The 11,620-nt window shown below is 63.1% G+C and carries 10 protein-coding genes and 1 tRNA gene; 7 read left to right on the plus strand and 4 right to left on the minus strand.

Annotation, left to right across the window (positions count from 1 at the left end; translation table 11 throughout):
* Window positions 1–51: 51 nt before the first annotated feature.
* From FGW20_RS04045 to FGW20_RS04060, 4 genes are read left to right on the plus strand one after another with little or no spacing between them, the layout of a single operon-like run.
* Window positions 52–957, plus strand: a complete 906-nt coding sequence (locus FGW20_RS04045; protein WP_301676813.1) for a metal ABC transporter solute-binding protein, Zn/Mn family — start codon at window positions 52–54, stop codon at window positions 955–957.
* On the plus strand, window positions 954–1,721 hold the full coding sequence (locus tag FGW20_RS04050; protein ID WP_301676814.1) for a metal ABC transporter ATP-binding protein: 768 nt from the start codon (window positions 954–956) through the stop codon (window positions 1,719–1,721). Before FGW20_RS04045 ends, FGW20_RS04050 begins: the two co-directional genes overlap by 4 nt.
* Window positions 1,722–1,723: 2 nt before the next feature.
* Complete coding sequence (locus tag FGW20_RS04055; RefSeq protein WP_301676815.1) at window positions 1,724–2,533, plus strand: metal ABC transporter permease; 810 nt, start codon at window positions 1,724–1,726, stop codon at window positions 2,531–2,533.
* A gap of 50 nt (window positions 2,534–2,583) precedes the next feature.
* Window positions 2,584–3,108, plus strand: coding sequence for a hypothetical protein (locus FGW20_RS04060; RefSeq protein ID WP_301676816.1), 525 nt, complete (start codon window positions 2,584–2,586; stop codon window positions 3,106–3,108).
* A gap of 667 nt (window positions 3,109–3,775) precedes the next feature.
* On the opposite strand, the gene FGW20_RS04065 is transcribed toward FGW20_RS04060, so the two are convergent.
* A complete protein-coding gene (locus FGW20_RS04065; protein ID WP_301676817.1) occupies window positions 3,776–4,228 on the minus strand; it encodes a hypothetical protein in 453 nt (150 codons plus the stop codon).
* Between the two features lie 157 nt (window positions 4,229–4,385).
* Between FGW20_RS04065 and serS the strand changes: the two genes are divergently transcribed.
* Window positions 4,386–5,663 carry a serine--tRNA ligase gene (gene serS, locus FGW20_RS04070; RefSeq protein ID WP_301676818.1) on the plus strand — a complete coding sequence of 426 codons (1,278 nt, stop codon included), beginning with the start codon at window positions 4,386–4,388 and terminating at the stop codon, window positions 5,661–5,663.
* Between the two features lie 338 nt (window positions 5,664–6,001).
* Complete coding sequence (locus FGW20_RS04075; RefSeq protein WP_301676819.1) at window positions 6,002–7,225, plus strand: serine hydrolase domain-containing protein; 1,224 nt, start codon at window positions 6,002–6,004, stop codon at window positions 7,223–7,225.
* A gap of 201 nt (window positions 7,226–7,426) precedes the next feature.
* On the opposite strand, the gene FGW20_RS04080 is transcribed toward FGW20_RS04075, so the two are convergent.
* Both FGW20_RS04080 and FGW20_RS04085 read right to left on the minus strand, forming a co-directional pair.
* Window positions 7,427–8,128, minus strand: a complete 702-nt coding sequence (locus FGW20_RS04080) for an ABC transporter permease (RefSeq protein WP_301676820.1) — start codon at window positions 8,126–8,128, stop codon at window positions 7,427–7,429.
* Window positions 8,125–9,051, minus strand: a complete 927-nt coding sequence (locus FGW20_RS04085; protein ID WP_301676821.1) for an ABC transporter ATP-binding protein — start codon at window positions 9,049–9,051, stop codon at window positions 8,125–8,127. Before FGW20_RS04085 ends, FGW20_RS04080 begins: the two co-directional genes overlap by 4 nt.
* Window positions 9,052–9,874: 823 nt before the next feature.
* On the opposite strand from FGW20_RS04085, the gene FGW20_RS04090 reads away from it, so the two are divergent.
* The gene (locus FGW20_RS04090) at window positions 9,875–11,161 is read left to right on the plus strand and encodes a uracil-xanthine permease family protein (protein ID WP_301676822.1); all 1,287 of its coding nucleotides are present in this window, start codon (window positions 9,875–9,877) and stop codon (window positions 11,159–11,161) included.
* Between the two features lie 226 nt (window positions 11,162–11,387).
* Here FGW20_RS04090 and FGW20_RS04095 read toward each other — a convergent pair.
* Window positions 11,388–11,460: transfer RNA gene (locus tag FGW20_RS04095), tRNA-Ile, on the minus strand.
* Window positions 11,461–11,620 lie beyond the last annotated feature (160 nt).

Below are 11,620 nucleotides of genomic sequence, written 5' to 3' on the forward strand. Positions count from 1 at the left end.
TCTTTCACATGGGATAAATTTAGATACCTGCCAAATCAGGAGTGGAGAACGATGGAGACGAAAGGCAACAACAATACCACCAGATCTCAATCTCTCGTCGCAGCCGTATTCACAGTCTTTCTGCTGGCAGCAGCCACAGCGGGATGTACCAACACCGACCGGCAGAACGGCGGGGATGTCATCGTCGCGGTCACCATCCCGCCCGAACAGGAGTTCGTAGAACAGGTGGGGGGCGATCATGTTCGGGTTATCCTGCTGGTGCCGCCGGGGGCCGACCCGCACACCTACGAACCCCCGCCGGGGGTCCTCGCCGACGTCGCAGAGGCGGATATGTACGCCGTGGTCGGTTCGGGGATCGAGTTCGAACTCACCTGGCAGGGGAAGATCGCCGCCCTGAACCCTGAGATGCTGGTCGTCGACTGTTCGCGCGGCGTCGACCTGATCGCGGTCGGTGACGCCGAACACGGGGGAGCTGACCCACATATCTGGGCATCTCCGAAAAACGCGAAGATCATGGTCGAGAACATTCGCGAAGGGTTCATCACGGTCGATCCGGACAACGCCGAAGATTACCGCCGGAACGCCGATGCCTACCTCGGGGAACTCGACGCCCTTGACGCGGAGATCGCCGGCGCGCTTGCCGAATCAGGGGTGAAAAAGGTCATGGTCTACCACTCGTCGTGGGCCTACCTTGCCCGGGACTACGGGTTTATTGAAGTGCCGATTGAGAGCGAGGGAAAAGAGCCCTCGCCGCAGAGGATAGAGCACCTCATCAAGCAGGCAGAGGAGGAGGAGGTCCGGGTGATATTCGCGTCGCCCGAGCACTCCACCCGGAGCGCAGAGGTGATTGCGGACGCGATCGGGGGCACCGTGGTGACGGTAAACCCGCTCGCGAAAGACTACCTCGCGAACATGCGGCACGTGGTCTCGGCGTTTACGGGGAGCGGCAGACCATGACCGCACCCGTGATCGAGGTCGAGGACGTCTGGATCAGGCTGCGCGGCCATACTGTCCTCGAAGACGTGAACTTTGCCGTCCACCAGGACGACTTCTACGCGATCATCGGGCCGAACGGCGGCGGGAAGACGACGCTCCTTAAGGTGATCCTCGGTCTCCTTCAGCCCTCCCGCGGCGCAGTCAGGATCCTCGGCGCCACGGGGGCGGCGGCAAGGAGGGATCTCGGTTACGTCCCCCAGTTCCGGACGTTCGACTTCGAGTATCCCATCACCGTGCGGGAGATGGTTCTCTCCGGCCGCCTCGGCCACATCACCCGAATCCCGCGGCGTTACGACGCCGAAGACCGCGCCCGGACGGAGAAGGCGCTCGAGACGATGCACATCATCGATCTTGCCGACCGGCAGATCCGGGATCTCTCCGGCGGGGAGCAGCAGCGGGCGATCATCGCCCGGGCGCTCGTTAGCGACCCGAAGGTGCTGCTCCTCGACGAACCGACGGTCTACGTGGACGCCCCGACTGCGGCCCAGTTCTACAGTGTCCTCGATCGGCTCCGCGAACGGATGGCGATCGTCCTCGTGACCCACGACATCGGGGTGATCCCTGAGCACGTGACCCGGGTCGCCTGCTTAAACCGGCGCCTCTATACGCACGACACGAACGAGATCACGCCGGATATGCTCGAAGCCGCGTATCATTGCCCGGTCGATCTCATCGCTCATGGGGTTCCGCACCGGGTCTTTTCGGAGCATACGAAGGAGGAGTGAGCATGTTCGAGGTGCTCGGGTTCGAGTTCTTCAGGAACGCCCTCATCGCCGGGGTGCTCGCGAGCGTGGCCTGCGGCATCATCGGCACCTACGTCGTGGTGCGGCGGATGGTCTCAGTCAGCGGCGGCATATCCCACGCGGCCTTCGGCGGGATCGGCCTCGGCTACTTCCTCGGGATCGATCCGCTCCTCGGCGCGACCGGATTCACCGTGGCGACGGCGCTCGGGATGGGCACGCTCCAGCTCCGGGCCCGGCAGCAGATGGACACCATCATCGGTGCGGTCTGGGCGGCGGGGATGGCCATCGGGATCCTCTTTGTTTACTTAACGCCGGGATTCGCCCCCGACCTCTTCTCCTACCTCTTCGGGAACATCCTCCTTGTGCCGCAGGGAGATATCCTGCTGATGGGGGTGCTCGTCGCCATCATCGTCGCCGTCGTGGCCTTCCTCTACCGGGAGTTCCAGGCGGTCACGTTTGACCCGGACTACGCGAGGGTCATGAACCTCCCGGTCGAGCGGCTCTGGCTCCTCCTCCTCGTTCTGGTTGCGCTCACGGTGGTGATGCTGATCCGGGTGGTGGGGATAATCCTCGTGATCGCGCTCCTGACGCTCCCGGCGGCGATCAGCCGCCTCTACACCACCCGGATATGGAGCATGATGCTTCTCGCCGTCGCCCTCGGCATCGCCTTCACCCTGACGGGCATAGGGCTCTCCTACCTCCTCGACGTCCCGTCGGGCGCGACGATCATCCTCGTGAGCACGTTCGCGTATGCGGGCGCCCTCGGGGCCGAACGCCTCCGGCAGGGCGACTAGCGGGACAAACCGGTGCGCTTATGCCGGCATACGTAAGAGGTGAGTGAGCAATGGATCCGATCATCGAAGAGGGATACGCCCGCCTCCTCGAAACCCTTGAGGACCTGCAGGCGAAGAAGGAAGAATCGGCCTCGGAGATCCGGGGCAACATGGGTGCCCTTCTTGCGCGGATGGGCACCGATACGGCGCCGGTCGTGAAGCAGATCGGGCTCGAGATGCTCCGGCGCGCAAAGAGGGAGGCGTCAGGGGAACTCTACGACCAGGAGTTCTACGAGAAGAGGATGATCGTTCTCGGAAAAGGCGACCCGCTCCCCTACCGCCCTGACGACCCGACAAAGCCCGTCGATGCGCAGATCTGCGTCCTCGACGAGGATGGAGCCTTCCACGAACTGATGTATACCAACACCGATATCCGGACGGATTCCTATCTCGCCCCACTCACACCGGATGAGGCGTTCGACATCTACAGCTACGAACTCGTCTTCATGCTCTACCGGGCGCTCTACGAGTACGCGAAGATGGACGAGGAACTGACGGCCGCACTCGCGCGGACGCTCGATTATCTCGGCTCCTGAAAAACACTTTTTTCCCGAAGGCGGCCCCCGGATATCGAGGGAGAGGCGGCTGCAGCGGGCACCCCTGGAGGCTTTGAGTCACTGCATGCGTGCGGTGGGAGGCCAGCAGCTTCCGAGCCCCGGGGCGTCCCGAAGAGCAATGGGTGGGACACCGTACCCGTGCACGGATTTCCACTGGATATCGCCCAGGGGGAGGGGCTGACGGGGCGGGGGGCTTGCCCCCCTCCCCTGTCTCCACGTACTAATGTGTTCGTATAACCCCCACTCGAAGACCTCCAGTCTTCGAGCCGGAGCGTGAGCACCGTGAGGTGCGAAGAACCGGAGCAGGAGAAGACCGAAGGTCTTAAGACTAGCGACTGACCGAAGGTGCGATGTTCCGGAGAACAACTCCCAGGACGACAGGAGCCTGAGCACCGTTAGGTGCGGGGGCAGGAGACCGAGCACCGAAGAACGACGTTCCTTCAGGATGCGACGGTTCGTCAAAATCGGAGCTGGAGAAACCGGAAGGGTTTCGGGAATGGAGTTTGAGCACCGGAGGTGCAAAATGCGATGCTCCGGAGGAGCGGAGCACGAGAAGCCGTGAGGCTTCGAGGTGCGCAGCCTCACGATCCACTGCACTGGACTTTTGATCGAGTCCTGCCCGTCCTACTATGCACCACCTAACCCTTCACCGGCGCCCGAAGATGGGAATGATCGGTTCGGTGAGATCGCACCCGGCCCTGAGCGCCGTGAGAGGGTACGAGCGCTGGAACCGCTGCCCCTCGGCGTTTTCGTAGGTGACGACCGCTTTTGCCTCCGAAACCATCGACGACAGGCTGAACCCGGACTCCTCGTCCGGGTCGAGCGAGGCGATATCGAACTCGATGTCGAGCGGAACGAGGGCCACACGGATCTTCTGCGCCTCCGCAGTCCCCGTATTGGTGACGATGATCTCCCGCGCATTCTCCGAGAGATCCGCGGTGACGAGCGGGTAGTTTCCCGCATCCCCCATAATACGCAGACTCATCAGGATGGCAATCATGAATACCAGCGCGATGAGGCCGAAGAAAGGCTCGATGATGAACAGCCCGAGCGCAATGAGGCCCCCCATCACCAGAACGATCTTCTGGTTCTTATCCATGTTAATGAGTTGGTTCGCCGGGAATTATAAGAGTAGGTTTTTGTGCGGGAGTGGCGGGGCGCAGCCCGGGCGCCGTGCCCCGGGAGTCGCCCGCGTTCATCACACAGGAAGGGCAACATGACCATATACCGTCATAACGAAGTACGTACGAGACAGTATGCTTGAGTTGAAGTTCGTTCGTGCACACCCCGAGATCGTCCGGGCAGACCTCACGAAGAGAGGAGACACCGAGAAACTGGCCTGGGTCGACGAGGTGCTGGAGATGGACAGGAGGGCACGGGAACTCACCGTTGCGATCGGAGATCTCCGCAACCGGAGAAACGTCATATCCCGCGAGATCAGCCAGGCGAGGAAGGCGGGGAACGACATCACCGAGCTCCTCGCCGAAGCCGCAGGGCTTCCCGAACGGATCAAGGAGGCGGAGGCGGAGCGCGAGACGCTCACCGAAGCGGTACGCTACCGCCTGATGCGGCTCCCGAACATCCTCCACGAGAGCGTGCCCGTCGGCAAGGACGACACCGAGAACGTCGAGATCCGGCGCTGGGGTGAACCAGAGATTCCCGCGTTCGACCTGGAGAACCACGGCGCGCTCGCCGTCGAGCACGGCTGGGCGGACTTCGAACGCGCGGCGAAGGTTGCCGGGTCCGGGTTCTACTTCCTGAAGGGCAGGCTCGCCCTGCTCGATATGGCGCTCCAGCGGTTTGCGATGGATATCCTCGTCGAGCGCGGGTATACCCCGATCGTCCCGCCCTACATGATGAACCGGGCAGCATACGAGGGCGTGACCGATCTCGCCGACTTCGAGAACGTCATGTACAAGATCGACGGCGAGGACGAGTACCTGATCGCGACGAGCGAGCACCCGATGGCCGCGATGTACTGCGACGAGATCTTCGAGGAGAAGGATCTGCCGCTCCGGCTTGCGGGCCTGAGCCCGTGCTTCCGGCGCGAGATCGGGGCGCACGGGCTCGATACGAAAGGGCTCTTCCGAGTCCACCAGTTCCACAAGGTGGAGCAGTTCATCTATGCGACGCCGGAGCAGTCCTGGGACCTTCACGAGGAGCTGATGGCGAACGCCGAGGAGGTCTTCCAGCAACTCGAACTTCCCTACCGGATCGTCTCGATCTGCACGGGGGATATCGGGACGGTCGCTGCGAAGAAGTACGATCTCGAGGTCTGGATGCCACGCGAGGAGCGCTACCGCGAAGCGGTATCGTGCTCGAACTGCACGGCCTACCAGGCGGTCAGGCTGAACATCAAGGTGCGCGACCCCGTTGAATTCACCTCGAAGCGCTTCGTGCACACCTTAAACAGCACCGCGATCGCGACGTCACGCGCGATCCGCGCAATCCTCGAGAACAACCAGAATGAGGACGGTTCGGTCACGATCCCCGAGGCCCTCAGGCCCTACCTCTACGGCGAGGAGACGCTGTAGGCGCACCGGGCCTCCAGGAGCCCGGAAACACCTTCTTTTTGGCAGGACGGCAGCCTACTTCTGCCGCAGCCCTGCGATCTTCCCGAGCAGCACCCCGTAGAGCCGGCGCTCCTCGGCGAGCTTATCGTAGGTGACGTAATCCATAACCCTCAGCGGGAGGCTCGCCACCGGACTCCGCGCAGCGGGCCGGATCAACTCCGAAAGTCGACGTGTCCCTCGTCAAACCCGTCACAGGTGCCACCGAACGGCCGGAGTCGATGCTCGACGGCAGAGGCACGCCGGGTGCTCCTCCGGAAGAAAAGGATGGCATATATGTGAAAAATCTCATAGGAATGATTATGCCCCTCTTCTCAAATCCGAGGTTTCATATCCTCCTTCTCGTCGGTATCGTCGTAGCGGCGGCCGTCCTCTCCTCCGGGTGCATGCAGAGCGCCGGACCCGTGCAGGAAGCAGATGATGCCTACAAAAATCCCCCGCCGCCGGCGACATCTGCCGACCTTGAGTCGGTCGTCTCGGCCGGGGTTGTCAGCGCCGGCGTCCCCGGCGCCCTGATCGAGATCTCGACGCCTGAATGGACCTGGAACTACGCGGCCGGCAACGCCTCGACCGCTCCCGCGAGACCTGCAACGCCGGAGATGCGGTTCATCATCGCGAGCGTGACGAAGACCTTCACGAGCGTCGCCATCCAGCAGCTCGCCGAGGACGGAAGACTCTCGCTCGACGACCCCATCGACCGCCGGCTGCCAGCGGACGTGGCGGCGATGATCCCGGAGAGCGACGCGATCACGATCCGCCAGCTCCTCGACCACACGAGCGGTATCGCGGATTACGACGAGGATGCGATCGTCTTTGAAGAGTACGAGAACCCCGACACCCCCGTCCCCTACCAGGAAGGGATTCGCCAGAGCCTCGATACAGGCCCCCTGTACCCGCCTGGAACGAACTACACCTATTCGAACGTGAACTACATCCTCCTGACCCTGATCATCGATGAAGCGTCCGGCGTTCCCTACGAGGACTACGTCACCCGGGAGATCCTCGTGCCCTCCGGGATGAACGACACCTTCGTCCACCGGACCAACCACATACCCGGACCGCACATGCGGGCCCAGGAGAGCGGAGAGGACGGCACCGTCATGGACTTCAGCGATCTCTACATCCAGTTCGACCGGGGCGCCGGGGACATCGTGAGCACGACGGCCGACCTCAACAGGTTCCACCGGGCACTCCGCTCCGGGGCGCTGATCAGCCCGGCATCGTTTGCTGCAATGGAGAATACCTCTCCGCAGTCCCGAAAGATCGGGGAGGTGCAGGGTCTCGGAGAGATGAGCGTCGGATGCAGTTATGGATACTTTGCACAACAGAACGTGTCGGAGGGCCTGACCCTCTACGGCCATACCGGCGGGTATTACGGCTCGTACACGATCCTCTACTACTGGGCTGAGAAGGACACCTATATCGCCATGAACAGCAACTCTGCGGCAAAAGCGGGTGCAGTTAACCGGGAGATCCTCGCCCCGGTGCTCCTGTACCTCAAGGACGAGGCAGCAGGCGGGCAGTAAGCCTGCCAGCAACCCGGGATCTTTGGGGCAACGGGCTCCATGAACCACCCGTTTTCCGGAGCACCCCGGATGCGAACGGAACGGCGAAACTGGCAAAGAACACTTTTGTATGCACAGGCGGGTCCGTCAGCAACCACCTGCAGCCGGGAATTGCCGGCCGAATGCCGTACGGGAAGGGGGATCGACCCCCCGCCCCGCACCTCACGGGATCGTCCGGACGATCCGCTCCTTCGTCACCTTCCCGGCAATGAATCGGGCGAGAGCGAGGAGCGCGAGCCCTGCTGCCGCGAAGATACCCTCCGTCGTCACCGAGAGGCCCCCGCCACCCGGTGCGACGCCCTGGAGCACGACGATGAGGAAGATGAACCCGAAGATGAAGACGAAACCGAGGATCTGGTTCTCCCGCATCCCGAGCGCGAGTTGGGCCGCGCCGATGAGACCGGCCGAAGCGGCGATCCAGACCGGGACGACGGCTACGAAGTGAAGGATGAGCAGGGGTTCAGCGGCGATGGAGACGCCGGTGAGGGCGGTGATCGCCGCGACGCTTACTGCGGCCGAGAGAAGCATCATCACATAAGCCGGGACGGTGACCCCGATAGCCTTCCCCTCCCAGAGGCGGCGGAGCGAGACCGGGGCGCAGAGGAGTGTCTCGATGGTGCCGTCCCGCTTCTCGCGGAGGAAAGCGTCGGCGCAGAAGATGTAGCCCATGAAGACCCCGACCGGGAGGGTGATCCCAGCGATCCCGCCGGCGACGGCGGCAGCATCTCCCTCGGCACCCACAGCGATACTGAGAGCCGACATGACCGGGAACCATACTGCAAAGATGAGCGCCGAGATGAGGACGCTCCGGTTCCGGAGGGCGAGCCGCATCTCGCGGCCGGCGATGACGCGAAACGTGTTCATGCCTCATCCTCCGCTCGGCCGACGTGCTCGAGATAGATCTCCTCAAGCGACCGCGACGACCGGCGAACCTCCTCGATACGGAACCCTGCCCCGACGAGGGCCGTGATGAGGTCGGGGGTCGCGGTCGGGTCGGCGAGGGTGCAGTGGAGGGCGTCGCCGTCCACGTCGCATTCCGTGACATACGGCAGGTTCCCCACGACCTCGCACGCGCCCTCGCCGGCACCGGCGAGGGTGACCGTCACGGAGGGGCGGCCGGAGGCCGTGGTGAGGTTTTCTACCGAATCGAAGGCCCGGATCCTCCCTCCCGCAAGGATCGCGACCGTGGAGCAGATCCGCTGAACCTCATCGAGGTGGTGGGAGTTTAAGAACACGGTCATCTCCTCCCGGCGGGAGAGTTCGATGATGAGGTCGCGGACCATCCTCTGCGCGCCGGGGTCGAGCCCGGAGGAAGGTTCGTCGAGGAAGACCACCTCGGGCCGGTGAAGGATCGCCCGGGCGATACCGAGCTTCCGCTTCATGCCGGTCGAGAACGTCCCGACCGGGTCGTCCCGCCGGTCGGCGAGATCGACGAGTGCGAGGAGTTCGTCGATCCGTTCTGCGGGGTCTTCGACGCCGTAGAGCCCGGCGTAGTAGGCCAGGTTGCCGGCGGCGCTCATCCGGTCGGAAAGACCGTTGTTCTCGAAGAGCACCCCTACGTGCGCGCGTGCTTCGTCATCGGCGGCAAGGTCGCGGCCGAGAACCCGGACCTCGCCCGTGCCGGGAGCAAGCAGGCCGAGCAGAATCCGGATTGTCGTGGTCTTTCCGGCGCCGTTCGGCCCCAGGTAGCCGAAGATCTCCCCGTGCCCGACGGTGAACGAGACGTCGCGGAGGATATCGCGGCCGTCGAAGGAACGCGAGAGCCCCCTTACCTCGACGGCGTTCACGCCTGCCTCCTCCTCCCGCGCCGCACGGCACAGGGCCGGGAGAGGGCGGGACGGATACAGGATCCAGCCGCATGACTGGGTGAAAGCATACCGATCAATTCCCGGCCACGGGGCATCAATCCATCGGTTTGTGCGGAAACAACCATGAGATTGCGCCGGAACCATATCCTGTAGGGTAGGGGAGGTCGGAGAAGGAACGCATCTGAAGTTTCACCCGGCTCTTCTCCCTCGCATTGCCGCGAAGAACCCGAGATGAACCGGACACGACTTCCCACCGGCTATCCCCACACACTGCCCCCGCCCCGCAGGAAGGGGGAGGAGCGTGAAGCGCGGGTGGGGTGGGGGCTACAGTTATCCGCGGCAGGTGGAGACAGGGGAGGGGGGATGCTCCCCCCTCCCCGTCAGCCCCTCCCCCAATTGCGATACCCCCACGAAAGCCGTATCCGGGAGGGGGGCCATACATCCCCCTATCTAGAGCCTATCCCCAGGCAGTGTACCGTGGGGGTATCGCCATGACTGCCCCCCGCCCCAAGGGGCGGGGAACGACTGCTGGAACAGCAGGAGTTTGAGCACCGAAGGTGCGGAGGAGGAGGCCGAAGGCCGGGTGGGGTGGGGTTACAACAGATATACCGGATTGGTAAGAGGCTGCAAAGAGGTATCGCCAAACACCCGGACGCACCGCGCCCCATATCCTCCATCCGGCCCAGACCTTCTCCCGCTGAAATGGGAACTATTATGGAGGCGGAGAGGAGATTATCATCATTATAGGCAGGAACGCCCCGTGCTCCACCCCGGGCCGGTCGTTTCGCCAGGAGCCACTACCATGGAGTTCTCTTACGGCATCGACGACCGGCCGCGACCGGCATCCCTTCTCATCTTCGGCCTGCAATGGCTCGCGGTGAGCGTGCCGGCCATCCTCATCATCGGCAAGGTGCTGGCCACCCTCCAGACCGAAGGGTCAGCCATTCCCTACCTTCAGAAACTCTTCCTCCTCGTCGCCCTGCTGCTGCTCGCGCAGATCTACCTCGGCCACAGGCTCCCCCTGGTGCTCGGCCCGGCGACGGTGCTCCTGATCGGCATCCTTGCAAGCCTTGAAGGTGGTTTTGCAGCGATCAACGCATCGATCCTGATCGGCGGGCTCCTCCTTGCAGGGATAGCGGCAGTCGGTCTCTTTGAGTATCTTAAACGCTTCTTCACGCCCCGGGTGATCGCGGTCGTCCTCATGCTGATCGCGTTCACCCTCGCACCCACCATCCTCAACCTGATCACGGACGGGGGCGGCACGGTTCCGGCGACGCAGACCTTCTTCTTCGCCGTCGCGTTTGCCCTCGCCCTCTTCATTGCAAACGGGCGCCTGAAGGGGATATGGAAGTCGACCCTGGCGCTCTGGGCGATCATCTTCGGGACGCTCTCCTACATCGTCCTCTTTGGTCCGGTTCCCCTGCCGCCAGAAGGCACCGCGCTGCTTGCGCTCCCTCCCAGCCTGCTCGCGCCGCTCGCCCTACCCGATGTCGGGGTTCTTGCAGCGTTCCTGATCTGCTTCCTTGCGCTCGCCATCAACGATCTCGGATCCATCCAGTCGGTGGGCGGCCTTCTCGGGGCAGATAAGATGGGCGAACGCACAAACCGCGGGGTGGCCGTCACCGGTCTCGGGAACGTCCTCGCAGGCCTCACCGGGGTGATCGGCCCCGTGAACTTCTCCCTCTCCCCCGGCGTCATCGCCGCGACCGGGTGCGCGTCTCGGTTCGCCCTGGTCCCGGCAGGTATCGCGCTCGCACTCATGGCTCTATCTCCCCTCGCCATCGCCGGCCTTGCGAGCATCCCCGGGCCGGTCATCGGCGTCGTCCTCGCCTACGTCATGGCCTCCCAGATCGCAGCGGGGCTGATGCTCAGCCAGGAGAACAGGGCGGTCGGGACGTTTGACGAAGGGCTGATCATCGGTGTCCCCCTCCTTCTCGGGACGCTGGTGGCCTTCCTGCCTCCGGAGGTCGCCGCAGGGTTCCCGGCACTCATCCGCCCGCTGATCACGAACGGCTTCGTTGTGGGCATCGTCACCGTTCTCGGGCTCGAGCACATCATTTACCGGCAGCGACAAGAGAACCAAACCTGAACGGGTGCGCTCGCCCACCGCCTCCCGTTTCTCGAAATCCAGGACCAGAGAGAGTATCCCCGGGGAACACCAAATGCGGCACGGATTCTCCATAGGGTCCCCCATAGCCGACATAAAATAAATTGGATTGTGGGAAGGCGAGATTCGGACATACACCAACCCGGTGATCTATCGGGCACACTACCTGTTCAAAAAACTCCTGAAAACGAGATAATATGAGAAACGATGGGCCCGATGCGATTCGAACGCACGACCTCCCGGTTATCAGCCGGGTGCACCACCAGCTATGCTACGGGCCCTGATACACCTGTATTAGTGCCTACAAATATTGTACAATATTCAATTTAAAGGTTGTGCAAGGACTCTGCTCCTGAATCGTCTGGGTATGGCACCGGCGAAGAACACGCAGGGGCAGCAGCACGGCGGCGAACTCCAGATATCGGTAGCCTTCCGGAAAAG

It is taken from the genome of Methanoculleus methanifontis (assembly GCF_030464365.1).
In the GTDB taxonomy this organism is placed as follows: domain Archaea; phylum Halobacteriota; class Methanomicrobia; order Methanomicrobiales; family Methanoculleaceae; genus Methanoculleus; species Methanoculleus methanifontis.

What these genes read in the sequence shown, in the direction of transcription:
- FGW20_RS04045 (WP_301676813.1), top strand. Translation starts at nt 52, where the DNA reads ATGGAGACGAAAGGCAACAACAATACCACCAGATCTCAATCTCTCGTC.
- FGW20_RS04050 (WP_301676814.1), top strand. Translation starts at nt 954, where the DNA reads ATGACCGCACCCGTGATCGAGGTCGAGGACGTCTGGATCAGGCTGCGC.
- FGW20_RS04055 (WP_301676815.1), top strand. Translation starts at nt 1,724, where the DNA reads ATGTTCGAGGTGCTCGGGTTCGAGTTCTTCAGGAACGCCCTCATCGCC.
- FGW20_RS04060 (WP_301676816.1), top strand. Translation starts at nt 2,584, where the DNA reads ATGGATCCGATCATCGAAGAGGGATACGCCCGCCTCCTCGAAACCCTT.
- FGW20_RS04065 (WP_301676817.1), bottom strand. Translation starts at nt 4,228, where the DNA reads ATGGATAAGAACCAGAAGATCGTTCTGGTGATGGGGGGCCTCATTGCG.
- serS (WP_301676818.1), top strand. Translation starts at nt 4,386, where the DNA reads ATGCTTGAGTTGAAGTTCGTTCGTGCACACCCCGAGATCGTCCGGGCA.
- FGW20_RS04075 (WP_301676819.1), top strand. Translation starts at nt 6,002, where the DNA reads ATGCCCCTCTTCTCAAATCCGAGGTTTCATATCCTCCTTCTCGTCGGT.
- FGW20_RS04080 (WP_301676820.1), bottom strand. Translation starts at nt 8,128, where the DNA reads ATGAACACGTTTCGCGTCATCGCCGGCCGCGAGATGCGGCTCGCCCTC.
- FGW20_RS04090 (WP_301676822.1), top strand. Translation starts at nt 9,875, where the DNA reads ATGGAGTTCTCTTACGGCATCGACGACCGGCCGCGACCGGCATCCCTT.